We start from the raw sequence: 26982 nt of genomic DNA on the forward strand, positions 1-26982 counted from the left end.
TGTTGGTTCCACGTGGAACATCACGTTCGACCTCAAAAGCGCCCGCCGGTTCCGATCCGGCCCGACGATCCGGAACCGCCGAAGGAACCGGGGCTGCGTCCGCCGCTTCCGAAGCCGCCCCCGCCGAAGCCGCCGCCACCGAAGCCCCCGCCGAATCCACCTCCGCGTCCTGCGACGGTGCCGCGTAGGAAACTGTCGACGAGGATTCCGCCGAGGACCGCACCGGCGGTGGACGAGCCGCCCGGATGTCGCTGTTGCGACTGCCAGTCGACGACGTCGGTCTGAGCGGCCATGAGCGCCTGGTCGGCCAGGGAACCGGCGCGACGTGCGGTCGCGGTCGCCACCGGTGCATCGGTGGCAGCGGCGTCCGTCGCGGACTGCAGAAGCCGCTGCGCCTCCGCCAGTCGGGTACGTGCCGTGGACTGCACGGCCCCCCGCCGGGTGCCGATGAAGTCGGCGGCCGCTGTCACCTTGGCCTCCGCCGATTCGAGTGCCGCGGTGAGGACCTGTGCCCGACGGATGCGCTCGGCAGCGGCGTCCCGCGCCGCGGCGAGTGCGTCGTCGAGATCGGCATCGGCGTCGACGAGCGCCGTGAAGGTACCCAGCGGATCGGCGTCGAAGTTGCTGCGGGCATTCGCGACCGCGGCGCTCGCGACCTCGATCACGGTCGCCAGCGAGGTCCCGCCGGTCTGTGCCAGGGCGTTGGCCTCGGCCAGTTCGTCGTCCACCTCGGCGATGAGCGCCGGCATCCGCGAGCGGGCGACGGCGATGTTCGCGTCTGCATGATCGATGGCGTCGAGCAGCGTGGTCGCCTGCTCGATCGATCCCTCGGCCGACCTGATCGCAGCGACGGCCGGTCCCTGCTGACCCACCGGTGCCGCGATGGCGGCGCGCCCCTGATCCGCGGTCGCCTCGGCGAAGTCGATCTGGGCTCGGGCGAGATCGACATTGTCGAGGATGGAGGTCAACGTGGCCTCGCCGTGCTTGCCGATGAGCTCGGTCAGCTGCTGCGACGCCGTCTCCAGACGGGCACGCAGACCGATGAGTTGCTGGGTGATGGAGTCGAATCGCGAGTCCGCATTGATGAGGAGGTTGCGCATCGCGTCGAAGTTCTCGACGTGGTCGTCCAGTGTGCTGTCGATCTCGGTGCAGGTGGTGATGATCTGGACGAGCATCGAGCGTCGTTCGTCGTCGGTCTCGGGAACGTTGTCATCGAGACGCTGGCGCAGCGCGAACGCCCGTCCGAGCGCCTGCTCGGCGTGCCGCACGGTGTCGGTGAACGGAGCCGTCTCGGCCTCACCGAACTCGCCGACCGCCAACTGGAGCTCTTCCTTGCTGGTGCGGATGGCGTTGTCGAGGTCCGTGAGCACCTCACGCGACCACGGGTCGAGCACCTCGACGGGTTGCGCGGCCAACTGGTCGACGGTCAGTTCCTGCTCGCGCAGGGACTCGACGCTGTCGTCGATACGACGCTGCCTGCGGCGTCGGGAGTAGAGGTACGCGCCGCCGCCGCCGAGGACGGCCACGCCGCCGACGACGCCGGCTGCGATCAGGCCGGTGTGGTTCGGATCGAGTGCGCCGGACAGCCCGTTGACCGCCGCCAGGCCCGCACCTGCCCAGTTCGCCTCACGCAATTGCGGGACGACGTCGTCGTTCGCGACTTCTTCGAGTGTCGATTGATCGAGGCCGCCCACGCTGTCGGGTGCGAAGAACCGATACGCCCGGTCCTCGGTGGCGACGGCGAGCAGGGCGTCATGGTCACCCAGCTCGCTGGCGGCGGCGGTGCGATCCGCCCATTCCTCGCTGGTCAGACCGTCGAAATCGCGGACGTACACGATCCACATCTGGACCGCGTGGGCGTTGTAGAGCGAATCGATGGCCGTCTCGAGTTCGGTGCGCTGCGCCGGGGAGATCGCGTCGGCGGAGTCGACGACGTAGTTCGGCAGCCGGGTGGGCGGCTCCGCCGACGCCGCGCCGGGGAATGCCAGGGCCATGAGGACGCCCAGCAGTCCCGTCAGCGCGACCGCCGAAGCCGCGCGTGTCAGCAGTTCCCGAAGTGCCGGCACTCGATGCATGATCACAAACCTAGCCGTGCGGGCGTGCGGTGTCGTCGACGCCTTCGGGGGAGTGTCGGCACCCGGGCGCGGGTGCGCCCGGGCGCTACGCGGTCAGTTCCGCGAGTCGCGCCACCGGCACAGCGCCTCGAGAGCGGTGAGGTCATAGTCGGGACCGGTGACGCCGACGGTCAACAGCGTGACGCCCTCGTCGGCGAGTGCATCGGCATCGCGCAGCAGCGCGTCGGTGTCCCCGTCGAACTGCACGCCCGACGACCGCTCGATGGTCTCGGGATCGCGACCCACGGCGGCGCAGTGCTCGGCCAGCACCTTGGACTTGTGCCGGTACTGCTCGACGTCGTTGAAGCCGTGCCAGACGTCGCCGTGCTCGGCGATGTAGCGCAGCGTCTTCTTCTCGCCGCTGCCGCCGATGAGGATCGGGATGTCGCGCGTGGGAGCCGGATTCAGCTTGGCCAGCCGCGATTTGATCCGCGGGAGGGCGGCACCGAAATCGTTCAACCGGGAACCGACTGTGCCGAAGTCGTAGCCGTACTCGTCGTAGTCCTTCTGGAACCAGCCGGCTCCGACGCCCAGGATCAGACGGCCGTTACTGATGTGGTCGACGGTGCGGGCCATGTCGGCGAGCAACTCCGGATTCCGGTACGAGTTGCAGGTCACGAGCGCGCCGATCTCCACCCGAGAGGTCTGCTCGGCCCAGGCGCCGAGCATCGTCCAGCACTCGAAGTGCTCGCCCTCGGGGGCGCCGTAGAGCGGATAGAAGTGATCCCAGTTGAACGCGATGTCGACGCCCGTGTCCTCGGCGCGGCGGACCGCGTCACGGATCAGCGAGTACTTGGGTGCGTGCTGGGGCTGGATCTGGACACCGATGCGAATGGGGAAGGCCATGCCGACCAGTCTGCCCGCTGACGGCGGAATCGTCGACGAACATGGTGGCCGCGCACTGGTGGTGCCGCGTTGGTATCGGCGGTACGAAGTAGCGGTGAGCATCAGACCGGTCGCACCGCCGCTCGACGAACTCCGTCGTCGTACGAGCGCGAAGTGGAGCACGCACCCCGACGACGTACTACCGCTGTTCATCGCGGAGATGGACTATCCGCTCGCACCGGTGGTCGCCGACGCCATCATCGACCGGGTACGTGCGTCCGACATCGGTTACGCGGCGACCTCGGGTTCGGCAGGGGAGGTCTTCGCCGGGTTCGCCGACCGTCGGTGGGGGTGGCGGGTGGATCCGGCTGACGTCAGCTCGACGACCGACGTGAGTGTCGTCATCGTCGAGAGTCTGCGCGTCGCGATCAGTCCCGGCGACGGCGTCGTCCTGATGCCGCCGGTCTATCCGCCGTTCTTCGAACTCATCCCCGAGGCCGGCGGTCGTGTGCTCGAGGTGCCCCTCCTCGAGGAACGCGGGTCGTCGTCGACTGCCTGGCGGATGGATCTTGCAGGCATCGAACGCGCCCTCGCCGCCGGGGCCCGCGCGGTTCTACTGTGCCACCCGCACAATCCGCTCGGCCTCGTCCACGACGCGACCGACCTCGCGCGACTGGCCGGCTTGGCCGCGGCACATGGCGCGACTGTCGTCAGTGACGAGATTCATGCGCCGCTGGTCCACCCCGGCGTGGAGTTCGTCCCGTTCCTCGCGGTGAGCGACACGGCGCGTGACGTCGGCGTGGCCGCACATTCGGCGAGCAAGGCCTTCAATCTCGCCGGTGCCAAGTGCGCGCTCACGGTTGTCGCGTCGGATCGGGGCCGGGCTCTGATCGCGCGGCAACCCGAGGAGGTGCGCTATCGCACGAGCATTCTGGGCCGCGCTGCGACCGAAGCGGCATTGGCGCACGGTGACGAGTGGCTCGACGCCACCCTCGAGGTCATCGGGGAGAGCTTCGATCTCCTCGAACAGCTGCTCGCGCAGCATCTTCCGACGGTTCGGTACACGCGGCCGGAGGCGTCGTATCTCGCGTGGCTCGACTTCCGCGAGACCGGGCTGGGCGACGACCCCGGGCTCGTCATTCTCGACAAAGCCCGCGTCGCCCTGCATTACGGACACGCCTTCGGGAATCCGGGTGCCGGTTTCGTTCGACTCAACGTCGCCTGCTCGGCCGACGTGCTGACCGAGGCCATCAGGCGGATCGCGGGCGTGGTGCACTGACCTGGGGTCTCCGCTCCACCATCAATTCTTGCCGGATCGGCAACCGTCCTTGCCGCTCACGACGGTGCGTGCCAGAGTCGAAGACATGACCACCGAGAACAGCCATCGCCCCGAGGCCGCGACCGAGTCCCGGGGGAGCAACGATCCGGGAACCGCCGAAGGGTGGGACGAGCGGTACCGCAGCGCGGACCGTCTGTGGACCTCCGACGTCAACCCCGCGCTCGTCGCCGAGGTGTCGGACATCGAGCCGGGCACCGCGCTCGACGTCGGGTCGGGTGAGGGGGCCGACGCCCGATGGCTCGCCGACCGCGGATGGCAGGTCACGGCCCTCGACATCTCGCAGGTCGCGGTGGATCGGGCCCGTGAGATCGACCCGCGGCCGTCGATCACGTGGTTGCGTGCCGACGTGATCGTTGATGACGTGCCGGCGGCCGACGTCGACCTTGTGACCATGCATTACTTCCCGATCCCGAAGGAGAATGTCGACGCGGCCCGCCGGCTGGCCGAAGCCGTCGGCCCCGGCGGGTCCCTGCTCGTCGTGGCACACGCCCCCGAGGATGTGCGTGCACATGGCTTCGACCCGGACGCCTACGTCCAACCCGCTGATTTCGCGGGACTGCTCGGCGACGGTTGGGAAATCGTCACCGACGAGACGCGGGCACGTGGACGGGCCGCGGGAGGCGGTCACCACACCCACGACGTCGTGCTCCGCGCACGCCGGGCCGCCTGAGATCCCGTTGCGTTTTTCCCGGTAACCGGGACAAAACGCAATCTGATCTGACGGGTGGCGGTCGTGACTTCAGCTCCGCCCCGAATTGAGTGCACATCTGTACACTCGGGGCATGACCGCCACGACCACGCGTGAGTCCGAGCTGCGGGCGCTCACCGACCTCGGGCTGTACGAGGCCGGCGCTGCGACGCGCGGCGTCGGAGCGATGCACCGCGTCATCGCCGGGGGCGTCTTCCGGATGCTCCGGCCTGTCCTGGGGAGTTCCGTCGACACCGCGCGGATGGTGCATGACGCCGTCAGCGAGGGGACGTACAACTCGATCACCGCGGCCCTCGACGCCGGCCGGTCGGCTTCGGACCATGTGCCCTGGTCGGAGGGCCGCGCGCCCTCGCACACCCCTCGAGGCGCGGTGCTCCTCGGCATCCTCAACGGTCTCATCGGCGATGAGCTCGAAACCGCGGACTCGCCCCTCACGGCCGACATGTCGATCCGCGTCGACGGCAGGCCGGTCTCCCTCGACGCCGAGTCGCTCCGCGATGGCTTCCCCGACGCGGGTGGACACGTCGTCGTGTTCCTGCACGGCCTGATGGAGTCGGAGTTCGCGTGGTCGCTCAGACCGAAGCGAACTGGGCCCGCTCGCTCCGCTCCCGGCGCCCGGCGAACTGGGCCCGCTCGCTCCGCTCCCGGCGCCCGCCGACCCACATACGGCGAGCGGCTGACCCACGACATCGGTGCCACCGAGGTCCAGATCCGCTACAACACCGGTCGCCACATCAGCGAGAACGGCCGCGCCCTCGCCGACCTTCTCGACGCACTCGTCCTGCTATGGCCCACGCCGGTGACACGACTGATCCTCATCGGGCATTCGATGGGTGGACTGGTCGTCCGAAGTGCTTGCCACGCAGCCGATCAGCGCGGCGACTACTGGACGGGCCTGGTGTCGGAGACAGTGTGCCTCGGCACGCCGCACCTCGGGGCTCCACTCGCCCGCGGTGTCCACCTGGCCACGAATGCGCTGAACCGGACGCCGGTCACCCGCCCGATCGGCTCATTGTTGCGTCGTCGGAGTGCCGGGGTGCGGGACCTGTTCCACGGCAGCCTGACCGACGACGACTGGATAGGTCACGACCCGGACGCGTGGTCGCAGCCGCCCGGCGCCGACGTGCCGCTGCTGGCGGGCGCTCGCCATCTCTTCGTCACCGCGACGATCACCCGCGACCCCGACCACCCGGTCGGGCGTCTGCTGGGTGACGGCCTGGTGCTCGCGCCGAGTGGGCGCGGGCAGCACACGCGGCAGCGTCGCGGGCTGAAGTTCCAGGAGGGGTTCCACATCGGCAACGCACACCATTTCACCCTGCTGAACGACGACGCGATCTACGAGTGGCTGCTCGGCCACCTCATCCCGCGAAAGGAGCTGCCGCCCGGGCGATCGTCGTGAGACCGCGCGGGTTTCGCCGACGAAGCGGCGTCGAACTCAGTGCGGACGGCGCTGCCGGTAACGTCCGCGCGCGGCGAGTACGCCGACGACCCATCCGACGAGAAAGACCACGGCCAGGATGAACCACAGCGGGGACTCGACACTCACCCAGAACAGGTCGATGCGCACCGTGGTCCGGTTCTGCACGATGAAGACCACCGCGAGAACGGTCAGTCCAAGCGCAATCCATTGCGGCAGAGACACCTTCGACAGCGCGGACGAGCTCCCAGTAGCGGGTTTCGGGGTGCCACGGTCTTTGGCCATGCCAGAGACTGTAGGCGCATTCGACGGCGGTCACCGGAGATCCCGTTGCGATTTGTCCCGCAATCCGGGACAAACCGCAACCTGACGCCGGCACCTCATGCCGGCGGGCGGCGCTCGACGCCGTGCACCACCCGCCGGACGTGGCTACTTCTTGCCGGGATCGTCGGCGGTGGCGATCTCGACCTCGGCGGTGGCCTGGATCAGCGCCAAGAGATCCTTGTCGAGTCCGGGAGCGAACTCTTCGCGTCGCTCGGGCGCGATGGTCATCGGGAACCCTTCGGGCATCTTCTCGGTGCTCAGTTCGGTCCCGTCGCCACTGGGGGACGCGCCTCGGTACAGCTTCGCCGCGTCGCTCTTGTTGTCGGCACTGAATGTGAACTGGACGCTCTGCAATCCCTGGTCGACCAGCTTCTTGACCTCCGGGAACCGCTCGGCGTTGGTCTTCGGGATGGGCAGGATCGAGCCCCAGTTGACCCCGAGGCTTTCCAGCGCCTTCGCGAAAGCGTTCTCGTGCGCCTGATCGCGGACGATCAGGTAGGCGATCGTGGAACGGGCGGTCTTGTTGTCGGTCATCTCGTAGATCCGACATTTCTGCAGTCGCCCGGTGGACTCGAGCATCAGGTTGTAGAGCAGGTCGAGAACGAGGTTCCCGCTGTTGTACACATAGGACCCCGACCAGGGGTTCCCGGCGGCGTCGACCGGCAGCGCGCCCTGCGCCCCGACGAGGTAGTGGTGAATGTTGCTGGTGTCCAAGGCGATGTTGAGGGGAGTCGCTCCCTTGGCGCCCGGTTTGTCGACCGGGTCGGTCTTCTTGCCCTTGTACTCCGGTGATCCGTCGAGCAGGCGGGAGATGGTGGTGCCGATGAGTTCGACGTGGCTGATCTCCTCGGTCCCGACACCCTGCAACAGATCCCGGTACGGCTTGGATGCCGGATCGCCGCGAAAGTTCATGGACTGGAACAGGTATTGCATCATCGTGCGCATCTCGCCGAACTGCCCGCCCAGCCCCTCCTGCAAGGCGTTGGCGGCGGCCGGGTCGGGCTCGTCGACGGCGATCTCGTTGATCAGTTGCTGAGTGTGCAGGTACACAGGTTCTCCTCGAGCTCGTTTGCAGGCGGATCCACAGAGGCCGCACTTCTGGAGCATCTGGTACGCCGAGCAGTACCCGCGCGTCCATCACGCAAACACGCCGGGCCCCGGCTCGGTCATGTCCGAGAAAACGTTCGGGCCCGGTCTGATGAGCTCAGAACACCGATACCGCGCTCAGCGGCAGACCGCCCCTTGCGACGCCGAGGTGACGAGCTTGGAGTACTTCGCCAGCACGCCGCGCGTGTACCGCGGGGGCAGGGGAGTGAACTCTCGTGCACGCGAAGCGAGTTCGTCATCGTCGACGAGGAGGTCGAGAAGACCGCGGCCGACGTCGAGCCGAATGCGGTCGCCGTTGCGGACCAGTGCGATCGGCCCGCCGTCGACGGCCTCCGGCGCGATGTGACCCACGCACAGACCGGTGGTGCCGCCGGAGAACCGGCCGTCGGTCATCAACAGCACGTCCTTGCCGAGACCCGCGCCCTTGATGGCGCCGGTGATCGCGAGCATCTCCCGCATGCCCGGTCCGCCCTTCGGGCCTTCGTACCGGATGACGACGACGTCCCCGGCGGTGATCGTGCCGTCCTCGAGCGCGTCCATCGCGGCGCGTTCGCGGTCGAAAACCCGTGCCGTGCCCTCGAACACATCGGAGTCGAAGCCTGCGGACTTCACCACCGCGCCCTCCGGGGCCAGCGATCCCTTGAGGATGGTGATGCCGCCGGTGGGATGGATGGGCGACTTCGTGGCCCGCAGGACCTGGCCGTCCGGGTCCGGCGGCGCGATGTGCGCCAGGTTCTCGGCGACCGTCGATCCGGTCACCGTCAGGCAGTCGCCGTGCAGAAGGCCCGCGTCGAGGAGTGCCTTCATCACCACCGGCACACCGCCGATGCGATCGACGTCGGTCATCACGTGCCGGCCGAACGGCTTGACGTCGGCCAGGTGCGGAACCCGGCTGCCGACGCTGATGAAGTCGTCGAGCGACAGTTCGACCTCGGCCTCGTTGGCGATGGCGAGGAGGTGGAGCACCGCATTGGTCGACCCGCCGAACGCCATCACCACGGCGATCGCGTTCTCGAAGGCCTCGCGGGTCATGATGTCGCGCGCGGTGATCCCGCGGCGCAGCATCTCGACGACGGCGACCCCGCTCTGGCGGGCGAACTGGTCGCGACGCTTGTCCGGGGCCGGGGGCGCGGCACTGCCCGGGATCGACATCCCGAGTGCCTCGGCCGCGCTGGCCATCGTGTTGGCGGTGTACATGCCGCCGCACGCACCCTCACCCGGGCAGATCGCGCGCTCGATGGTGTCGACGTCCTCCCGGCTCATAAGTCCGCGCGAGCACGCCCCGACCGCCTCGAAGGCGTCGATGATGGTCACCTGACGCTCTTTGCCGTCCGACAGCGTCGCGTATCCGGGCAGCGTCGACCCGGCGTAGAGGAACACCGACGCGAGGTCGAGTCGGGCGGCGGCCATCAGCATGCCGGGCAGGGACTTGTCACAACCGGCCAGCAGGACCGAACCGTCGAGCCGCTCGGCGCTCATGACGGTTTCGACGCTGTCGGCGATCACCTCGCGGGACACCAGCGAGAAGTGCATGCCCTCGTGACCCATCGAGATGCCGTCGGAGACCGAGATGGTGCCGAACTCGAGCGGGTACCCGCCGCCCTCGTGCACGCCTTCTTTGACCGCCTTGGCCAGCCGGTCGAGCGACAGGTTGCAGGGCGTGATCTCGTTCCACGACGACCCGACGCCGATCTGCGGTTTCACCCAGTCGTCGTCGCCCATGCCCACCGCGCGGAGCATGCCGCGGGCCGCGGTCTTCTCCAAGCCGTCCGTGACGTCGCGACTACGCGGTTTGATGTCGATCTCGGCGTCCGGTTCGGTTCGCTTGGTCATGAGGGCAAGAGTAGTGGTCCTCGGCGTCGAGCGGTCGGAACACCCGATGCCCGGCGACGGCGTCACCAGATCGTGCGCGGACAGCACAGAACCGTGCGCTCGTGACCAGATCGGTGCCCGCCGGAGTGGTTAAGGTCCAGCTCGACCCCGTTCTCCCCTGGACAGGCCGTCGGATGAACCCCAGAATCGCAGTCCGGAAACTGGCCGGACGGGCAGTGCTCGTCTCGACGCTGATGGCCGCGGCCGTCGGCCTGTCGGTGGCCCCCGCCCACGCCCAGCCGTCGGCCCCGACCGTCGTCCTGGTGCACGGGGCGTTCGCAGATTCGTCGGGCTGGCGCGACGTCGCGCAGGATCTGCGCAGCCGGGGACTGGCGGTCCAGACCTTCGACAATCCGCTCCGGTCCCCGGCCTACGACTCCGAGCAGCTCGAGAAGAAGCTGGCGACCATCGACGGACCGATCGTCCTCGTCGGTCACTCCTACGGCGGCTTCGTCATCACCAACACTCAGGACCCCGACGTCCGTGCCAACGTCTACATCGCCGCCTTCGCGCCGACCACGGGCGAGTTCGTCCAGGGGCTGCTGAACCCGATCACCTATCCCGGTAGCCGGCTCCTTCCGCCGGCCCTGCAGCTGACGGTGGTCGAGAACGACCCGACCGGCGTGGCCGGACGCAACGTCGACGGTTACATCGCGCGCCCGTACTTCCGGGAGATCTTCGCGCAGGACGTGTCGCCCGCGGTCGCCGCCGACATGTTCGCCCACCAGAAATCCGCCGCGCTCCGCGCCAACCTGGAACCGTCCGGACCGCCGTCGTGGGCACGGGTGCCCAGCTGGTACCTCGTGTCCCAGCAGGATCGGGTGATCCCGCCCGCTCTGCAGCGCTTCCTGGCCGGTCGAGCCGCACCCGGGCGCACCGCCGAGGTCAACGCCTCGCACGCCTCACTGGTCTCTCGCCCCGACGCGGTCTCACGGACGGTGCTGCGAGCGGTCGACGCGACGCAACCGCGCTGACGGTTCCGGTCGACAGCCCCGCACACCGCGGCGGTGAGACCCGCGCTGTGCCACGTGATCCGTGGCAGCGCAGAGAAACTCGCCGTCGCGGTGTCGTCCTGTCGGTGCGAGGAGCGGCACCCGTCACGGACAGCACAGAACCGTGCAGTCTCGACACGATCGGCGCTCCGGTTTCCTCCTACGGTGATCCCACATCGACACCGTAGGACCCCGGAGGACCCATGCCGTACGTCACCACGCTCGACGGAACCGAGATCCACTGCAAGGACTGGGGCGACGGACGTCCGGTCGTGCTCAGCCACGGGTGGCCGCTCAACGCCGACAGCTGGGAAGCTCAGCAGCTCTTCCTGGCGCACAACGGGTATCGGGCGATCGCGCACGACCGTCGCGGACACCGCCTGTCGTCGCAGACATGGTCGGGCAACGAGATGGACACGTATGCCGACGATCTCGCGGAACTGATCCGGCATCTCGATCTGCAGGAGCTCACGCTCGTCGGGTTCTCCACCGGTGGCGGTGAGGTCACCCGGTACATCGGGCGGCACGGTACCGATCGCGTGGCGCAACTGGTGCTGGTCTCCGCGGTGCCCCCGTTCATGCTCCAGACCGACGACAACCCCGGTGGGGTCCCGATCGAGGTGTTCGACGGCATCCGGTCGGCATCCACCGCCGATCGCTCGCAGGCCTAACGCGATCTCGCCGACGGGCCCTTCTTCGGCAACAACCGAGACGGCCAGAATCCGTCGCAGGGCATGCGCGATGCCTTCTGGCGACAGGGCCTGCAGGCGGGCGCGCACAACGCCTACGAGAGCGTCGCCGCGTTCTCGGCCACCGACTTCCGGACCGACCTCGCACGCGTGGACGTCCCCACCCTCGACATCCACGGCGACGACGACCAGGTGGTGCCGTTCGAGGTGGGCGGCAAGGCGTCCGCCGAACTGGTCGACGGCGCCGAGCTGAAGGTCTACCCCGGTGCACCTCACGGGATCACCGACACGCATAGGGGCGAGCTCAACGACGATCTGCTCGCCTTCCTCGACACCTACACCGCCCCCTGAGCCCACGCCGGGCCCTGACAATCGGAGACTGCACATGACCACACCGCCGCCCGACACCATCGTCCTCGTCCACGGCTTGTGGGTGACTCCCCGGTCCTGGGAAGACTGGATCACCTACTACCAAGACAAGGGGTATCGGGTCATCGCCCCGGGCTACCCCGGCTTCGAGGTGGAAGTCGAGTCCCTGAGGGAGAACTCCGACGTGATCGCGGATCTGACGGTACCCGCGACGGTCGAGCACCTCGCCGGGATCATCCGCGAACTGCCGTCGCCGCCGATCATCATGGGGCATTCCTTCGGTGGCGTGCTCACGCAGCTGCTGGTCGACCGCGGGCTCGGCGCGGCTGCGGTGGCCATCAACTCCGCGCCGACCGAAGGCATACGGACGCAGCCCCTTTCGCAGGTGAAGTCGTTGTTCCCGATCCTCAAGCGCTTCTCGAACCGCCACAAGGCGGCCGGTTTCACACCGAAGGAGTGGCACTACGCCTTCACCAACACCCTGAACGACGACGACTCGCGCGCGGTGTACGACCGGTACGCGATCGCCGCGCCCGGATCGTGGGTCTGGAAGTACGGCGTGTTCGCAAACCTCACCCCGGAACATCAGGAGACCTGGGTGGATTACCGGCGCGACGACCGTGCACCGCTGCTGTTCATCGCCGGCGGGGCCGACCACATCATGCCGCCCGCGGTGAACAAGTCGAACGCGAAGAAGTATCGCCGGTCCAAGGCGCTGACCGAGTACCACGAGTTCCCCGGGCGGTCGCACTGGACCTGCGGTGAGCCGGGGTGGGAGAAGGTCGCCGACCACGCGCTCCGGTGGGCGGAGGAACACTCCGCGCGGGGAGCGTTGCCGGCGTGAACATAAGCGGGACCGCATGTCCGACAACCGCACCCGCGGCCACACCATGTGAGTCGCGGTGCGCCTGTAGCGTGGTGTCCTGTCACCACGTGTGCAAGCACATCGGATAGCGAGGACCCCACATGGCACTTCATGCACTGCTCGCCAAGGCCGGCGCGACGGTCGCCACCGGCTTCGTCGGAGCCGTCGCCTACGACGCCGTACGCACCGTCGCCCGACGCGCCCCGCTGCGTGAGGGAGCCGTCGTGGCGACCACGTGGGGTATCCGTGGCACACGCAAGGCCGAGGAGGTCGCCGAGTCGGTGCGACTCAACACCGCCGACATCGTCGCCGAGGCGAAGGAACGGCTGGGCGAGGAGTCGACCCCGCCGGGGACAGCGGTCGCTCACGACCACGACCACGATCACTGAATCGTGAGCACGTCCGCGCCGACGTACTCTTCCGATTTGCCACCGACCGACATCGTCGTCCGGTCGTCGGCGGCGGGCCGGGTGCGTATGACGGTTCCGTGGCTGCGGGTCACCGATCGCGCGATGGCCGACCGGCGTGCGGTGGCCATCGAGGAGAGCGTCGCCCGGGTGACGGGTGTGCGCGCCGTGCACGCCTATCCGCGGACCGCCTCGGTCGTCGTGTGGTTCCGGGCGGACACCGACCGGGATGCCATCGATCATGCGATCGCGGCGGCCACTCACGCCGACCCCGCGAATCTTCCTGACCGCGCACCGCATTCGGCCGACGTCACCAATGCCGACCTGTTGCGGATGGGCATCGGCGCGGGAGCCCTGGTCCTGCTGGGTTTCCGGCGCTACGGGTTCCGCCGTCCACCGCTGCTCGGTCCGGCCTCGCGCACCGTCGCCACCGGTGTCACCATCTTCTCCGGCTACCCGTTCCTCCGCGGCGCGCTCCGCTCGCTGCGTGGCGGCCGGGCCGGCACCGACGCACTGGTCTCCGCTGCCACGATTGCGAGTTTGCTGCTGCGCGAGAACGTGGTCGCGCTGACCGTGTTGTGGTTGCTCAACATCGGTGAGTTCCTCCAGGACCTCACCCTGCGACGTACCCGCCGCGCCATCGCCGACCTCCTCCGCGGCACCCAGGACACGGCGTGGGTCCGCCTCGCCGACGGCACCGAGGTGCAGGTGGCCATCGATGCGCTCCACGTCGGGGACGCGGTGATCGTGCACGAGCAGGTCGCGGTGGCGGTCGACGGGGTGGTCGTCGACGGGGAGGCGGTGGTCGACCAGTCCGCGCTGACCGGCGAGAACCTGCCGGTGACCAAGCACGTCGGAGACCGCGTGCAGGCCGGCTCGGTGGTGCTCACCGGCCGGATCGTCATCGAGGCCCACGCGGTCGGCGACGACACCTCGATCGGTCGCATCATCGGCCGGGTCGAGGAGGCCCAGCGCGACCGCGCGCCCATCCAGACGGTCGGGGAGAACTTCTCCCGGCGGTTCGTACCCGCGTCGTTCGCGTTGTCGGCGCTGACGCTGCTGGTGACGCGCGACCTCCGTCGTGCGATGACCATGCTGCTCATAGCGTGTCCATGTGCCGTCGGACTGTCCACACCGACCGCGATCAGCGGCGCCATCGGGAACGGTGCCCGCCGCGGCATCCTCATCAAGGGCGGCTCCCACCTCGAGGCCTCCGGCCGAATCACCGCGGTGGTGTTCGACAAGACCGGCACGCTGACCGTCGGGCGCCCGGTCGTGACCAACGTCGTGTCCTTCTCCGACGACTGGCAACCCGAACAGATCCTCGCGTACGCGGCGAGTTCCGAGATCCACTCGCGCCATCCGCTCGCCGAAGCGGTCATCCGGTCCACGGAGGAACGACGTATCGAGATCCCGACGCACGCGGAATGCGAGGTCATCGTCGGACTTGGCATGCGCACCCGTGCCGAAGACGGGCGCGTGCTCCTGCTGGGCAATCCGTCGCTCCTCGACCGGCACGGCGTCGCGATCTCCGACGACGCCATCGGCTGGGTGGGCCGGTTGCGGCAGGCGCGCGAGACACCGCTGCTGCTGGCCGTCGACGGCACCCTGGTCGGACTGGTGAGCTTGTCCGACGAATTGCGCCCCGAGGCGCGGGAGGTGCTCGACGCGCTGCGTGCCGACGGGGTCACCGAGATCGCCATGCTCACCGGCGATCACCCGGTCACCGCGGCGACCATCGCCGCCGAACTCGGCATCGAGCGGTGGGCCGCAGAGGTCACCCCGGATGACAAGCTCGCGGTGGTTCGTGAGTTGCAAGCCCTCGGTCACGTCGTCGCGGTTGTCGGTGACGGTGTGAACGACGCCCCTGCGCTGGCCGCCGCGGACATCGGCATCGCGATGGGGCTGGCCGGCACGGATGTCGCCGTCGAGACCGCGGACGTCGCACTGGCCGGGGACGATCTGCGCAAGCTGCTCGATATCCGGGATCTGGGTTCGCACACCGTCGAGGTGATACGCCAGAACTACGGGATGTCGATCGCCGTCAACGCCCTGGGGCTGGTGATCGGTGCGGGCGGCGCGCTCTCACCGGTCCTCGCCGCCGTGTTGCACAACGCCTCGTCGGTTGCCGTGGTGCTCAACAGTTCTCGGCTCATCCGGTATCAGGTCGAACCGGCTCCGTCGGCGCCGGTCGGGGAAGCTCGCGCATGACCGAGGTACCCACGACGACCGCGACCTTCGAGTGTCCGGCCGGGACGATCATCGCTCGCACCGACGGACAGGTCGTGCGCGCCACCGGTATCCGCTATGCGCAGGCGGCGCGCTTCGAGGTTCCGTCCCCGCAGCCGCCGGCCGACGAGCCGATCGATGCGACCTCGTGGTCGCCCGCCTGTCCTCAGCGCAACGGCGAGGGGATCGTCCACGACACCTTCGGCGATGCCGCGCTGGGCGAGATGGTCGGCGACGAGCACGCCCAGTACGTGTCGGTCACGGTGCCGGTCGACCGTCGACCCGACGAGGCTCTCCCGGTGATGGTCTGGATTCACGGCGGGTCGTACATCATCGGCGCCGCCGACGCGCCCTGCCACGATCCGGCGGCGCTGGTCGCCGAGCAACGGGTGATCGTCGTGTCGGTGACCTACCGACTGGGATTGTTCGGATTTCTCGGCGACGGTGTCAGTCGGCCGGCGAATCTCGGCCTCCTCGACATGATCGAAGCCCTGCGGTGGGTTCAGCGGAACATCGCGTCCTTCGGCGGCGATCCCGACGCCGTCACCGTCTTCGGCGAGTCAGCCGGCGGCGACGCGGTTGCACAGTTGATGGCGGCCGACGGCGTGACGGGCCTGTTTCGCCGCGCCATCATCCAGAGTGCGCCGCTCGGCATCACCCGACGCCGCGAGCGGTTGCATGCGGACATGTTCGCTGCGTCGCACCACGTGTCGGCGTCGGCGACCGTCGACGAGGTCCTGGCCGTCCAGGAGTCGATGATGGGACTCAAAGCGGTTCTGCAACATGGCTTTCCGGCCTTCATGTCCTTTGGGCCACAGTATGGTCACCACCCGCTGCCACCCGAGAACGAGGTGGACGGGGTCTGGGAGAGTCGAGCGCGGGACGTCGAGGTCCTCATCGGCTGGTGCAGCCGCGAGGCCGCGTTCTTCACCGCGGCGATCGACGGGGTGTCGTCGCTCCCCGCGGTTCCGGTGGTCGGCACCCGCCTGTACGAATGTCTTGTCCAGCAACTCACCCGTGCCATCTACACGTCGGCAGCCGACCGCTTCGCCCGACGCCACCGACGCGCCGGAGGAAAGGCCGCGCAGTACGTCATCGACTGGGGCGCAGCAGATCACCCGCTGCGCGCCGTGCACACCGTCGACATCCCGTTGCTGTTCGGAACCCCGGAGATCTGGGCCGGTGCCCCGATCCTGGCCGGACACGACGCCGATCGGGCTGCCGAGGACGGCCGCACGTTGCGACGGATCTGGGCGGACTTCGCGCGAGACGGATGGACCGCGCCGGCTGATGTGCCGGGCCTGATCCGCTTCACCTGACCGCGGAGTTCTCTGGCGCGAGTGTGCGCTCGATACTCGCACGCACGTCACGAATCAGTCGTCTGCCGATGAGTTTCAGTCACCGCGTGTGTCTATCGTTCTGACCGTCCCACCTCGGGGACGCCACACCTCTCGAGATGGAGATCCGATGTCCCGCATGCTGTTCGTCAACACCACCGCCACCGACATCCCGGCGACCAGAGAGTTCTTCAGCGGTCTGGGGTTCGACTTCAACGACGACTTCTGCGACGACTCCACACTCTGCCTGGTGGTCAACGAGTCGTCTTTCGTGATGATCATGAGGCCGGAGAAGTTCCAGGAGTTCATCACCGGTGGCATCTCCGACACCGCGACCGAGCGCGAGGTTCTCTTCGCGATCTCGGCCGAGTCGCGCGAAGCCGTCGACGCACAGGTCGACAAGGCGCTGGCAACCGGTGGAAGCCCATGGCAGGACACACAGGACCACGGCTGGATGTACGGTCGCAGCTTCCGCGATCTCGACAGTCACGCATGGGAGGTCTCCTACATGGACCTCGCGGCCATGCAGGGGTGAAAGCTTCTGCCGGCGAGCCGATTGCTACTGGGTGAGCCGACTTTGCTTTTGTGCCGACCCGCGCTGGTTGTGCCGACTCCGCTGGTTGAGCCGGCACCGAGCGCAGCCGCCGGGTCGAGCGAGCGACGAAGGAGCGCGTCGAGATCGAGGCGCCGTGTCGAGGCCACTTGGTGACCTCGACTGACGCGGCGGCCTCGCTGCGCTCGGTCGACGCTGCTCGGCCAGCGGGGAACGGACGGCGCTTGGCTGCGCCCGGTCGACGCTGCTCGGCCAGCAGATGAGGTGGCGCGAGGTCAGTCGGCCGGTCGTTCGCCCACGGCAATCAATGTGTCGCAGTCGACTTCGGTGATCCCCTCGTTCGCCAGCCGCTGCAGGAACCCGACTCGCACGTCCTCGACGGCGTCGGCGTCAAGCTCGGCGAGTGCGCCGCGCAACCCGCTGCCGAGGACCATCGACCAGGAGAACTCGTCGGTTCGTGGTACGCGTAGGTCGAGAACCGACGCGGACACCTCTTCTGCGCCAAGCGATCCGAGCCACCTGACGATCTTCTCCTCGGTGTCGATCCGCGTGATGGGGTGAGGCGGTCCGTCGGACGGGGCACGCGGACCGGGTGGCGGCGGCGTGTTCGTCACGCGGGCGACCTCGGCGAAGTAGGCGCCGGTGAAGTCGTGGAGTGCGTCGTCATGCCACACCGCGACGGCGAGACGACCACGTGGGCGCAGGAGGGGCAGTAGATTGCGCACCGAGTCGTCCATGTCCGGCAGGAAGAACACGCCGAAACCGCATGTGATCACGTCGTATTCGCCGCGCTCCCGGCCGGGCAGCGCGGTCACGTCGTCGACCCGGAAGTCGATATTGCGCAGACCGGCCGCATAGGCGCTGGTTCGGCCACGCTCCACCAGATCGGCGGCGAAGTCGATCGCCGTGACGTGTCCGTCGGGTCCGACCACCCGTGCGGCGGCCAGTGCGCTGGCACCGGTGCCGGAACAGATGTCGAGAACCTCATCGCCCAGCGCGACCCGTGCCCGAGCAACGAGGGTTTCGCCCGCCGGACCCCAGACGAGGGGAGTCACCAGGTCGAAATCGGGACTGGTCGAGTTGAAGATCTCGGCGATGCTCGGTCCTGGCATGGATTCAGCGTAGACGTGTTGACAACGGTTCCCGATAAAGTGGCGGACGTCTCACCCTTCGCCTAGAGAACGGAGCCGTCCTGATGGAACGCCTCGTCGCCGTCCGCCGTCAGGACCTCCGTCGCAGGTGGGGTGCTGTTGCTGTGGGTGATCCTGGTGATCGTTCTCCTCGTCGCTCGCCCACCCGGTTTGCGGGCCAAAGACCTCCTTCGTCTACTGCCCGACACCGTCGTACTGCTGCGACGGCTGGCCGCTGACCGAGAACTCCCCCGCGGTGTCCGCGTCCGGTTGGTGCTGCTTTTGGTCTACTTGGTGCTTCCCATCGACCTGATTCCCGACTTCATCCCTGTCCTCGGTTACGCCGACGACGCGATCATCGTGATGTTGGCGCTGCGCTCGGTCGTCCGCCGTGCCGGCGAAGGTGCGCTCCAGCGTCACTGGCCCGGCAGCGATGACGGTCTGGTCGCGGTGCGCCGCCTGGCCGGCATCGGCGATTCCACCAAGCCGATGGGCCCATAGCCCGCGTCGGCTGCCTCGGACGTGCTGGTGCATGTCCGAGCGTCATGCGAACATGTGTTCTATGCGCATCGAGCGGCGGGAACGGCGGGATCCGTCGATCCTGCATGCCGATCTCGACTCGTTCTATGCCTCGGTCGAGCAGCGGGACGACCCTTCGCTTCGCGGCCGTCCGGTTCTCGTCGGCGGCGGCGTCGTCCTCGCGGCGAGCTATGAGGCCAAGGCCCGCGGGGTGCGATCGCCGATGCCGGGCCACGAGGCGCGGGCACTCTGTCCCGACGCGATCGTCGTCCGGCCGCGGTTCGAGGCCTACATGGAGGCGAGTCGGGAGGTCTTCGACATCTTCCACGACACCACTCCGGTGGTCGAGGGGATCTCGGTCGACGAGGCCTTCCTCGACGTCGGGGGGCTCGGCCGGATCAGCGGTACGCCGCACGACGTCGCATCGACGATTCGACGCCGCGTCCGCGAGGAGGTCGGTCTCCCCATCACGGTCGGCGGAGCACGCAGCAAGTTCCTCGCCAAGGTCGCCAGCGCCGTCGGCAAGCCGGACGGCCTGCTCATCGTCGAGCCGGGAACCGAACTCGACTTCCTGCATCCGCTCCCGGTCCGTCGACTCTGGGGGGTCGGTCCGGTCACCGAGGCCAAGCTGCACGACGCAGGAGTCGAGACCGTCGGCCAGCTGGCCGCCCTCGGGGAGCGGTCGTTGCGCGGCATCGTCGGGTCGGGTGCCGGCCGGCACCTCTTCGCGCTGTCACTCGCCCAGGACCCGCGTCGGGTGGAAACCGGCAAACGACGCAGCTCGATCGGTTCACAACGCGCGCTCGGCCGACGCCCGAAGTCCGAGGCCGACCTCGAGGCGACCATCACCGCGATCGTCGAACGATTGGGCAAACGACTCCGAACGGCCGAACGGGTCTGTCGGACAATCGTTCTGCGGTTGCGCTTCGACGACTTCACCCGCGCCACCCGGTCCCGCACCCTGCTGGAGTCCACCGACCGCACCGACCTCATCATGGCGTCGGCACGCGGCCTCCTCGCCGACGCGATGCCGTTCATTCGCGAACGGGGATGCACCCTGGTCGGGTTGTCGCTGACCAACCTCGACGACCACGACAACATCCAGCTGACGCTGCCGTTCGACACCGATCACGCCGGCGCCGGGAGCGGAGCGAGCGGGCCGACAGCGACTGGAGCAGAACTCGACGCGACGATGGATCTGCTGCGGGACCGGTTCGGCCGCGACTCGGTCACCCGCGCGGTGCTCATCGGACGCAACCACGGCGACGACGCACCGATGCTGCCCGACTAGCGCGAAAAGCGCGAAACGCTACTTATGCGCCCAAGCGTGACTGTGATGCCGGTGACCCCCAACACTTCTGATGTGACCACCCGATGTGGTCGCCCTCACATCCGCTGCAGAATCGAGTAAGACAATGTTGGTAGCCCTCGGCCTCGGGATGGTCGCCACCTTCATGGTGCTGATCATCACCAAGCGGGCGACGCCCGTGGTGGCGCTGATCCTCGTCCCCGTCGCCTTCGGCCTCTTCGCCGGTGCCGGCCTCGGCATCAGCGACATGATCACCGACGGCATCAAAGACCTCGCGCCCACCGCGGCGATGCTGTTCTTCGCGATCATCTTCTTCGGCATCATGATCGACGTCGGACTCTTCGATCCGGTGGTCCGGGCGGTCGTCCGTGCGGTGCACGACGACCCCGCACGCCTGGTGGTCGGAACCGCGGTGCTCGCCGGCGTCGTGTCGCTCGACGGCGACGGTTCGACGACCTTCATCATCACGACGGCCGCACTGCTGCCGCTGTACCTGAAGCTCGGCGTCAGCCCGGTCGTCCTCACGGTCGTCGCCGGACTCACCAACGGCACGATGAACATCCTGCCGTGGGGCGGTCCCACCGCCCGCGCCGCAAGTGCGCTGAACATCGACACCAACGACGTCTTCGTCCCGATGGTCCCCGCGCTGGTGGCGGCGCTGGTCGTCGTGCTGCTCTTCGCCTATCACCTCGGTGTGCTCGAACGCCGGCGCATCGGCAAGCTGGAGATCCGGGATTCGATCCTCGCCCCGAAGGAAGAGGTGCTGGTCGGCGCCGGTGGCGGAACCGGCCTGCCGCCGAAGGGTCGTCGGGCAAGCAGTTCGGGTTCGAGGGGAACGGGCCCGGGCGCCTACGACGACGCTCCCACCGGCGATCACGATCTCAGCCGCCCCGTGGCGGGCGCCGATGACGACGACCGCGACGCATCCTTCTCGGGCGTCCTCGACCCCAATCGGGAAACCCTGCGCCCCAAGCTCTTCTGGGTGAATGCCGGACTCACCGTGGCCCTGCTGGCCATCCTCGGTGCCGACATCGTCGCCATCCCGGTGCTGTTCATGATCTTCGCCGGCATCGCCCTGGCCATCAACTTCCCGCACATCAAGCAGCAGCAGGAGGCCATCACCCGGCACAGCTCGAGCATCGTGTCGGTGGTCGCCATGGTCCTCGCCGCCGCCGTCCTCACCGGCGTGTTCAACGGCACCGGGATGGTCGACGCCATCGCGCACTGGCTGGCCGACGGCATCCCCGACTGGATGGGCCCCCACATGGCCATCGTGATCGGCGTGCTCTCGATCCCGCTCACCTTCCTGATGAGCAACGATGCCTTCTACTACGGGGTGCTGCCGGTCCTGTCCGAGACCGCGACCCGCTACGGGATCGACCCCACCGAGATGGCGCGGGCATCGATCACCGGCCAGACCGTGCACATGCAGAGCCCGCTCGTCCCGGCGATCCTGCTGCTGGTCGCACTGGCCGGGGTCACCCTGGCCGACCACCACAAGAAGGTCCTGTGGCGCGCCACGGTCGTCTCGCTGGTGATGCTCGCCGTCGGGGTCCTGGTCGGGGCCATCCCGTTCTGATCCGGCATCGATGACCGCGATCCAGGAGCGCAGGTGTCGGACACCCTTCGTGACGGCCCTCCGCAAGCTCCGGCCCTCCTCAGGGAGCGGGGGTGACGGCCCTCCGCAAGCTCCGGGCCTCCTCAGGGAGCGGGGGTGACGGCCCTCCGCAAGCTCCGGGCCTCCTCAGGGAGCGGGGCCCGGATCGCCGCGTCGGCGTGCCCGCCCCACAGCGAGCATTAGGCTGACACCATGCGTTTGCGGACGCAGGTGCTGCTCCTGCAGCTGGCGGTGATAGCGGTCAGCCTCGCGGTCGGGTTCGGTCTGGTCATCGCCGGAGCCGACGACCGGGTGCGCGACGAGTACGCACAGCGCGCGCTCGCCATCGCGCAGTCGGTCGCCGCCGACGCCGAGGTCCGCAGCGAGGTCGCCGCCCATCCCGGTGACCGGGTGGACGCGGCGGACCTGGTCGACGGCCCGCTGCAGCGGCAGGCGGCGGCAGTACGAGCCCGGACCGGAGCCCTGTTCGTCGTCATCGGCAACGACCGCGGCATCCGTCTGGCACACCCCGAGGTGACGGAGCTCGCCAGGACGGTCTCCACCGACCCGTCGAAGGTGCTGTCCGGATCGAACGAGGTGAACACCGACCGGGGCACCCTCGGCGAGTCGGTCCGCGCGAAGGTCCCGGTCCTGAACGCCGACGGCGCAGTCGTCGGGTTCGTGAGCGTCGGTGTCTCCACCGAACGCCTGGGCTCCGAGACCCGCACCGACATCGTCGCGATCGCGCTCCTCGCGCTTACGGCACTGGGTATCGGCGCGGTGGGTTCGGTGCTGCTGGCCCGTCGTTGGCGCCGACTCACCCTGGGTTTGGAGCCCGACGAACTGGCCGAGCTCGTCCGGGAACAGGGGGCCGTGCTGCACTCGATGGCCGACGGGGTGCTCGCCGTCGACGCCGACGGCATCGTGCGCGTCGTCAACGACCGGGCGCGTGCGCTGCTCGACATCAACGCCCCGGTCGGCACCCCCGCCGGCGACCTCGGCCTGACCCCGCGGGTGGCGACCGTCCTGGCGACGCCGACCGACGAACCCCTCGCCGCCGGTGTCGGCGAACGGGTGGTCCTGGTGAGTTCCCATCGGGTGCGGGCCGACGGTCGCGACCTCGGCATGGTCCTGTCGGTGATCGATCGCACCGACGTCGAAGCACTCAGCCGCGAGGTGGATTCGATCAGGTCGATGAGCACCGCCCTACGCGCACAGCGCCACGAGACCGCCAACCGGATGCACGTACTCGCCGGCCTCCTCCGGCACGGGCACGCCGACGAAGCGCTCGCCTACCTGGACGAGGTCACCGGAACCGGACCGAGAGGGGCGCTCCTCGCCGGACTCGACAACGTGCGCGAACCACACCTCCACGCGTTTCTCGACGCGAAGGCGGCTCAGGCGCGCGAGCGCCGGGTGGTGCTGCGACTCGGGGACCAGACCTGGATTCAGGGCGTGCTCACCGAACCCGTCGTCGTCACCACCGTGGTCGGCAACCTCGTCGACAACGGGATCGATGCCGCGTCCGGACCGGACGGTGCACAGCCCGGTGAGGTCGAGGTCGAGGTCATCGCCGACGGCGACACGGTCCTGGTCACCGTCGGGGATTCTGGACCCGGCATCGCCTTCGAGGACCCCTACGACGTCTTCGCCGAGGGCGCCACGACCAAATCCGGCGCGCACGTACCCGGCGGCCGCGGTATGGGACTGGCCCTGGCCCGGCAGATCGCGCGCCGGGTCGGTGGCGACGTGTGGGTCGCCGATGCGGGGGGATGCGTGGCCGCGGACGATGGCGAACCGGGCGGGGCAGTGTTCGTCGCCCGCCTGCCCGGCGTGCTCGCGCCGACGGACCAGGCCGAAGACGACTCGTACAGCCAGACCGACGAACCGGGAGTGACCCCATGACCGACGACCTCGGCGTCCTGATCGTCGACGACGACTTCCGGGTCGCGGCGCTGCACTCCGCGATCGTCGACGCCGTCCGGGGCTTCACCGTGCGAGCCCGGGCGGGCAGCATCAGTGCGGCACGTCAAGCGATCGCCGAACATCCCGACATCGATCTCGCACTCCTCGACGTCTACCTGCCGGACGGTTCGGGCATCGAACTGGTCGCCGAACTCGACTGCGACTGCTTCATCGTCGGTGCCGAGACCGACGCCTCGGCGGTACGAGGCGCGATGCGTGCCGGTGCGCTCGCCTACCTGATCAAACCCTTCGACGACGCCGACCTCGCGCGTCGGTTGGCCGGCTACGCCCAGTACCGGCGGATGCTGGCGGGCGAGAACGTCGACCAGCACGCCGTCGACGCAGCGCTGTCGGCACTGCGGTTCGGCACCCGCGCCGCGGACCGGGCCGAGGGGGGGTCGCCGACCGAACAGCGGATCCTGGCGTTGTTCGCCGAGGGCGCTCCGCTGTTCGCCGACGATGTGTCGCGGGAGATCGGCATCGCGGCACCGACCGCGCGGCGGCACCTCGCGAATCTCGTGGCGGCCGGACGGTTGACGATGTCGCTGCAGTACGGCGCCACCGGGCGGCCCCGGCAGGAGTATCGACTGCCCGGGGGGTGACAGCGGGATCGGTCGGCACGGGGCGCGGGTACCGGCCCGAGGATTAGAGTGGTGATCCATGACGATGCATGTCGAGACCGGGAATCCGGATCTGATCACAGTGGATGTCCCGACCCATTGGTACAACCTCGCGGCCGAACTCGACTCCCCGATCCCGCCGCACCTGCATCCGGGCACCAAGGAACCGGTCGGGCCGGACGATCTCGCCGCGTTGTTCCCGAGTGGCCTCATCGCGCAAGAGGTGTCCACCGAGCCCTACATCGAGATCCCCGAACCGGTGCGCGAGATCTACCGGATGTGGCGGCCGTCGCCGCTGATCCGCGCGCGTCGTTTCGAGGAGGCGCTCAACACCAGGGCGCGGATCTACGTGAAGTACGAGGGTGTCAGCCCGGTCGGCAGCCACAAGACGAATTCGGCTGTCGCGCAGGCGTACTACAACAGCCTCGACGGCGTCACCAAACTGACGACGGAGACCGGAGCCGGTCAGTGGGGGAGCGCACTGGCGTTCGCGGGTGCGCAGTTCGGCATCGACGTCGAAGTGTGGCAGGTCCGTGCGTCGTACAGCTCGAAGCCCTACCGGGGGTTCCTCATCCGCACCTACGGCGGGACCATCCACCCCAGTCCGTCCGAGCTGACCGAGTCGGGTCGCGCGATGCTCGCCAAGGACCCGAACACCACGGGTAGCCTCGGGATGGCCGTCAGCGAGGCCGTCGAGGTCGCCGCCTCGAACCCCGACACCCGTTATGCGTTGGGCAGCGTGCTCAATCACGTGGTGCTTCACCAGAGTGTCATCGGGCAGGAGGCCGTCGACCAGCTCAACGCGGTGGAGCCGGGTGGCGCCGACGTCGTGTTCGGCTGTGCCGGAGGCGGTTCGAACCTCGCGGGGTTGTCGTTCCCGTTCCTGCGGGAGAAGCTGCACGGCCGCTCGGATCCGCGCGTCATCGCCGCCGAGCCCGCCGCGTGCCCGTCGATCACGCAGGGGGAGTACCGCTACGACCACGGTGACGTCGCCGGACTCACCCCGTTGCTCAAGATGCACACGCTCGGTATGGATTTCGTGCCCGACCCGATCCATGCCGGTGGTCTGCGCTATCACGGCATGGCGCCGGCGCTGAGCCACACGGTGGAGCTCGGTCTGGTGCAGGGTGTCGCCATCTCCCAGCACGACGCGTTCTCCGCGGGCGTGCAGTTCGCCCGGACCCAGGGCATCGTCCCGGCTCCCGAGTCGACGCATGCGATTGCGGCCTGCGCCTCGCACGTCGCCGACAGCGACAAGGACGAGGTCGTCGTGATCGGACTGTCGGGCCACGGGCAACTCGATCTGCCCGCGTATGCCGAGTTCCTCGAGGGCAACTTCTGACTCGACCCGGAACCGTGATCCCGGCGATGCGGACGGTCGGCATCGACCTGTCCGCATCGCCGGCGAAAACTGCTGTCGCGTGTGTCGATTGGGATGCCGACAAGGCCGTGCTCACCGATCTCGTCGTGGGCGCGGACGACACCGCCGTCCGGCGTCTCGTCGAGGGGTCGACCCGCATCGGGATCGATTCGCCCTTCGGCTGGCCTGACGAGTTCGTCGACTTCGTCGTCGCGCATCATCGCAACGAATTGTCGAAGGGGCGAGAACTCGACGACATCGCCCGTCGACGACCACTGGCATTACGTCGCACCGATCTGCGGATCGTCGACGCCGGTGTCGGTCGCCCGCTCAGCGTGTCGGCGGACCAGATCGCGCACGTCGCGTTCCGATGCGCTGGCCTGCTCTCGGACTTGGGAGTCGACGACCGCGTCGACGGGTGGGCGGTCGAGGCGTACCCCGCGGGGGCACTCCAACGATGGGGACTGACCTCGCGCGGATACAAACGTGCCGCCAACGTTTCGGTGCTCGCCGGACTCGTCGTGGCATTCGAAGAAGCTGCGCCATGGTTGGATCTCGGCGATCATGCCGAGACCATGGCCCGTGACGACGACGCGTTCGACGCCGTGATCACCGCACTGATCGCGCGTGCCGCCGAGCTCGGCCGGACCATCTTGCCCGATGCCACCGACCGGCCGGTCGCCGCGCGGGAGGGTTGGATCCACGTACCCACCGCCGAACTGGCGGAACTGATCTGAGTCGTGGTCTCGATCAGTCCAGCGACAACCGCATGAGCACGCGTGGGAACCCGGCGAGGACGGACGAGGTGTCGGCCGCCTTGGTGAAACCGGCCTTCTCGAACAGGCCGCGGGTCCCGACGTAGGCCATCGTCAGATCGACCTTGGCGCCCTGATTGTCGACGGGATAACCCTCGATCGCCGGCGCGCCGTTCGACCGCGCATAGTCGACGGCCCCGGCCAGCAGTGCGTGCGAGATCCCCTGCTTGCGATGACCGGGGCGGACGCGGATGCACCACACCGACCACACCGGCAGGTCGTCCACGTGCGGGATCTTCCGGTTGCGTGCGAAGCTCGTGTCCGCGCGCGGCGAGACGGCCGCCCAGCCGACGACCTCGCCCGCGTCGTCGTAGGCGAGCACACCAATCGGAATGCCGCTGTCGCACAGCTCTTTCACGAACTCCCCGCGCTGCTCGCGGACCAGCTCCTGGTTCTGCTTGCTCGGGATGCGGTAGCTCAGGCACCAGCAGACGTTCGACGTCGGTTTCTTCGGGCCGACCATCGTGGCGATGTCGTCGAAGATCGTCGCGGGCCGGACCTCGATGGGCATGGGCCCCA

The 26982-nt window shown here is 68.5% G+C and carries 23 protein-coding genes and 1 pseudogene; 17 read left to right on the forward strand and 7 right to left on the reverse strand.

Features of this window, described 5'->3' with window-relative positions; translation table 11 throughout:
• Positions 1-32: 32 nt before the first annotated feature.
• Complete coding sequence (locus B1818_RS08750; protein ID WP_058252972.1) at positions 33-2075, reverse strand: TPM domain-containing protein; 2043 nt, start codon at positions 2073-2075, stop codon at positions 33-35.
• Positions 2076-2168: 93 nt separating this feature from the next.
• On the reverse strand, positions 2169-2960 hold the full coding sequence (locus tag B1818_RS08755; RefSeq protein WP_058252926.1) for an LLM class F420-dependent oxidoreductase: 792 nt from the start codon (positions 2958-2960) through the stop codon (positions 2169-2171).
• 94 nt (positions 2961-3054) lie between these two features.
• Here B1818_RS08755 and B1818_RS08760 point away from each other — a divergent pair, with 94 nt between their 5' ends.
• The 3 genes from B1818_RS08760 to B1818_RS08770 all read left to right on the forward strand — a co-directional run bounded on the left by B1818_RS08760 (position 3055) and on the right by B1818_RS08770 (position 6386).
• The gene (locus B1818_RS08760; RefSeq protein ID WP_058252971.1) at positions 3055-4218 is read left to right on the forward strand and encodes a MalY/PatB family protein; all 1164 of its coding nucleotides are present in this window, start codon (positions 3055-3057) and stop codon (positions 4216-4218) included.
• Between the two features lie 85 nt (positions 4219-4303).
• Positions 4304-4948, forward strand: coding sequence for a bifunctional 2-polyprenyl-6-hydroxyphenol methylase/3-demethylubiquinol 3-O-methyltransferase UbiG (locus tag B1818_RS08765; protein WP_078112485.1), 645 nt, complete (start codon positions 4304-4306; stop codon positions 4946-4948).
• Positions 4949-5060: 112 nt separating this feature from the next.
• The gene (locus B1818_RS08770; RefSeq protein ID WP_078112486.1) at positions 5061-6386 is read left to right on the forward strand and encodes an alpha/beta fold hydrolase; all 1326 of its coding nucleotides are present in this window, start codon (positions 5061-5063) and stop codon (positions 6384-6386) included.
• A gap of 36 nt (positions 6387-6422) precedes the next feature.
• Here the strand turns inward: B1818_RS08770 and B1818_RS08775 are convergent, their stop codons facing one another.
• From B1818_RS08775 to ilvD, 3 genes are all read right to left on the reverse strand, one after another.
• Positions 6423-6689, reverse strand: a complete 267-nt coding sequence (locus B1818_RS08775) for a lipopolysaccharide assembly protein LapA domain-containing protein (protein ID WP_068972112.1) — start codon at positions 6687-6689, stop codon at positions 6423-6425.
• Positions 6690-6833: 144 nt separating this feature from the next.
• Complete coding sequence (locus B1818_RS08780; RefSeq protein WP_058252924.1) at positions 6834-7778, reverse strand: manganese catalase family protein; 945 nt, start codon at positions 7776-7778, stop codon at positions 6834-6836.
• Between the two features lie 174 nt (positions 7779-7952).
• Positions 7953-9668 carry a dihydroxy-acid dehydratase gene (gene ilvD, locus B1818_RS08785; protein WP_078112487.1) on the reverse strand — a complete coding sequence of 572 codons (1716 nt, stop codon included), beginning with the start codon at positions 9666-9668 and terminating at the stop codon, positions 7953-7955.
• Positions 9669-9841: 173 nt separating this feature from the next.
• Here ilvD and B1818_RS08790 point away from each other — a divergent pair, with 173 nt between their 5' ends.
• The 7 genes and pseudogenes from B1818_RS08790 to B1818_RS08820 all read left to right on the forward strand — a co-directional run bounded on the left by B1818_RS08790 (position 9842) and on the right by B1818_RS08820 (position 17130).
• A complete protein-coding gene (locus tag B1818_RS08790) occupies positions 9842-10681 on the forward strand; it encodes an alpha/beta fold hydrolase (protein WP_058252922.1) in 840 nt (279 codons plus the stop codon).
• Between the two features lie 221 nt (positions 10682-10902).
• Positions 10903-11739 (forward strand): annotated as a pseudogene (locus B1818_RS08795) (alpha/beta fold hydrolase).
• Positions 11740-11773: 34 nt separating this feature from the next.
• Positions 11774-12601, forward strand: coding sequence for an alpha/beta hydrolase (locus B1818_RS08800; protein ID WP_078112488.1), 828 nt, complete (start codon positions 11774-11776; stop codon positions 12599-12601).
• Between the two features lie 122 nt (positions 12602-12723).
• A complete protein-coding gene (locus B1818_RS08805; RefSeq protein ID WP_058252919.1) occupies positions 12724-13011 on the forward strand; it encodes a DUF1490 family protein in 288 nt (95 codons plus the stop codon).
• 87 nt (positions 13012-13098) lie between these two features.
• Complete coding sequence (locus B1818_RS08810; protein ID WP_176455908.1) at positions 13099-15240, forward strand: cation-translocating P-type ATPase; 2142 nt, start codon at positions 13099-13101, stop codon at positions 15238-15240.
• Entirely contained in the window at positions 15237-16577 is a 1341-nt protein-coding gene (locus tag B1818_RS08815) for a carboxylesterase family protein (protein ID WP_078112490.1), read from the forward strand. The genes B1818_RS08810 and B1818_RS08815 overlap by 4 nt, the downstream gene beginning before the upstream one ends.
• 148 nt (positions 16578-16725) lie before the next feature.
• Positions 16726-17130, forward strand: coding sequence for a VOC family protein (locus B1818_RS08820; protein ID WP_078112491.1), 405 nt, complete (start codon positions 16726-16728; stop codon positions 17128-17130).
• 293 nt (positions 17131-17423) lie between these two features.
• On the opposite strand, the gene B1818_RS08825 is transcribed toward B1818_RS08820, so the two are convergent.
• Positions 17424-18260: a class I SAM-dependent methyltransferase gene (locus B1818_RS08825; protein WP_078112492.1), complete on the reverse strand. Its 837-nt coding sequence runs from the start codon at positions 18258-18260 to the stop codon at positions 17424-17426.
• A gap of 132 nt (positions 18261-18392) precedes the next feature.
• On the opposite strand from B1818_RS08825, the gene B1818_RS08830 reads away from it, so the two are divergent.
• The 7 genes from B1818_RS08830 to B1818_RS08860 all read left to right on the forward strand — a co-directional run bounded on the left by B1818_RS08830 (position 18393) and on the right by B1818_RS08860 (position 26385).
• A complete protein-coding gene (locus B1818_RS08830; RefSeq protein ID WP_078112493.1) occupies positions 18393-18779 on the forward strand; it encodes a YkvA family protein in 387 nt (128 codons plus the stop codon).
• A 61-nt stretch (positions 18780-18840) separates the two neighbouring features.
• Complete coding sequence (gene dinB, locus B1818_RS08835; protein WP_078112494.1) at positions 18841-20088, forward strand: DNA polymerase IV; 1248 nt, start codon at positions 18841-18843, stop codon at positions 20086-20088.
• A gap of 85 nt (positions 20089-20173) precedes the next feature.
• A complete protein-coding gene (locus B1818_RS08840; RefSeq protein ID WP_259935742.1) occupies positions 20174-21685 on the forward strand; it encodes a CitMHS family transporter in 1512 nt (503 codons plus the stop codon).
• A gap of 231 nt (positions 21686-21916) precedes the next feature.
• Positions 21917-23608, forward strand: a complete 1692-nt coding sequence (locus B1818_RS08845; protein ID WP_078112495.1) for a sensor histidine kinase — start codon at positions 21917-21919, stop codon at positions 23606-23608.
• Positions 23605-24270, forward strand: a complete 666-nt coding sequence (locus B1818_RS08850; RefSeq protein ID WP_065629510.1) for a response regulator — start codon at positions 23605-23607, stop codon at positions 24268-24270. The genes B1818_RS08845 and B1818_RS08850 overlap by 4 nt, the downstream gene beginning before the upstream one ends.
• A gap of 58 nt (positions 24271-24328) precedes the next feature.
• The gene (locus B1818_RS08855) at positions 24329-25630 is read left to right on the forward strand and encodes a TrpB-like pyridoxal phosphate-dependent enzyme (RefSeq protein WP_078112496.1); all 1302 of its coding nucleotides are present in this window, start codon (positions 24329-24331) and stop codon (positions 25628-25630) included.
• A 26-nt stretch (positions 25631-25656) separates the two neighbouring features.
• Positions 25657-26385: a DUF429 domain-containing protein gene (locus B1818_RS08860; RefSeq protein WP_078112497.1), complete on the forward strand. Its 729-nt coding sequence runs from the start codon at positions 25657-25659 to the stop codon at positions 26383-26385.
• Positions 26386-26398: 13 nt separating this feature from the next.
• Here the strand turns inward: B1818_RS08860 and B1818_RS08865 are convergent, their stop codons facing one another.
• Positions 26399-26974 (reverse strand): GNAT family N-acetyltransferase, encoded by a 576-nt coding sequence (locus tag B1818_RS08865; protein ID WP_078112498.1) that lies wholly within the window; start codon positions 26972-26974, stop codon positions 26399-26401.
• Positions 26975-26982 lie beyond the last annotated feature (8 nt).

Source organism: Gordonia sp. IITR100, assembly GCF_002009645.1.
Lineage (GTDB): Bacteria > Actinomycetota > Actinomycetes > Mycobacteriales > Mycobacteriaceae > Gordonia > Gordonia hongkongensis.

What these genes read in the sequence shown, in the direction of transcription:
- B1818_RS08750 (WP_058252972.1), bottom strand. Translation starts at nt 2,075, where the DNA reads ATGCATCGAGTGCCGGCACTTCGGGAACTGCTGACACGCGCGGCTTCG.
- B1818_RS08755 (WP_058252926.1), bottom strand. Translation starts at nt 2,960, where the DNA reads ATGGCCTTCCCCATTCGCATCGGTGTCCAGATCCAGCCCCAGCACGCA.
- B1818_RS08765 (WP_078112485.1), top strand. Translation starts at nt 4,304, where the DNA reads ATGACCACCGAGAACAGCCATCGCCCCGAGGCCGCGACCGAGTCCCGG.
- B1818_RS08770 (WP_078112486.1), top strand. Translation starts at nt 5,061, where the DNA reads ATGACCGCCACGACCACGCGTGAGTCCGAGCTGCGGGCGCTCACCGAC.
- B1818_RS08775 (WP_068972112.1), bottom strand. Translation starts at nt 6,689, where the DNA reads ATGGCCAAAGACCGTGGCACCCCGAAACCCGCTACTGGGAGCTCGTCC.
- ilvD (WP_078112487.1), bottom strand. Translation starts at nt 9,668, where the DNA reads ATGACCAAGCGAACCGAACCGGACGCCGAGATCGACATCAAACCGCGT.
- B1818_RS08790 (WP_058252922.1), top strand. Translation starts at nt 9,842, where the DNA reads ATGAACCCCAGAATCGCAGTCCGGAAACTGGCCGGACGGGCAGTGCTC.
- B1818_RS08800 (WP_078112488.1), top strand. Translation starts at nt 11,774, where the DNA reads ATGACCACACCGCCGCCCGACACCATCGTCCTCGTCCACGGCTTGTGG.
- B1818_RS08805 (WP_058252919.1), top strand. Translation starts at nt 12,724, where the DNA reads ATGGCACTTCATGCACTGCTCGCCAAGGCCGGCGCGACGGTCGCCACC.
- B1818_RS08810 (WP_176455908.1), top strand. Translation starts at nt 13,099, where the DNA reads ATGACGGTTCCGTGGCTGCGGGTCACCGATCGCGCGATGGCCGACCGG.
- B1818_RS08815 (WP_078112490.1), top strand. Translation starts at nt 15,237, where the DNA reads ATGACCGAGGTACCCACGACGACCGCGACCTTCGAGTGTCCGGCCGGG.
- B1818_RS08820 (WP_078112491.1), top strand. Translation starts at nt 16,726, where the DNA reads ATGTCCCGCATGCTGTTCGTCAACACCACCGCCACCGACATCCCGGCG.
- B1818_RS08825 (WP_078112492.1), bottom strand. Translation starts at nt 18,260, where the DNA reads ATGCCAGGACCGAGCATCGCCGAGATCTTCAACTCGACCAGTCCCGAT.
- dinB (WP_078112494.1), top strand. Translation starts at nt 18,841, where the DNA reads ATGCGCATCGAGCGGCGGGAACGGCGGGATCCGTCGATCCTGCATGCC.
- B1818_RS08845 (WP_078112495.1), top strand. Translation starts at nt 21,917, where the DNA reads ATGCGTTTGCGGACGCAGGTGCTGCTCCTGCAGCTGGCGGTGATAGCG.
- B1818_RS08850 (WP_065629510.1), top strand. Translation starts at nt 23,605, where the DNA reads ATGACCGACGACCTCGGCGTCCTGATCGTCGACGACGACTTCCGGGTC.
- B1818_RS08855 (WP_078112496.1), top strand. Translation starts at nt 24,329, where the DNA reads ATGACGATGCATGTCGAGACCGGGAATCCGGATCTGATCACAGTGGAT.
- B1818_RS08860 (WP_078112497.1), top strand. Translation starts at nt 25,657, where the DNA reads ATGCGGACGGTCGGCATCGACCTGTCCGCATCGCCGGCGAAAACTGCT.
- B1818_RS08865 (WP_078112498.1), bottom strand. Translation starts at nt 26,974, where the DNA reads ATGCCCATCGAGGTCCGGCCCGCGACGATCTTCGACGACATCGCCACG.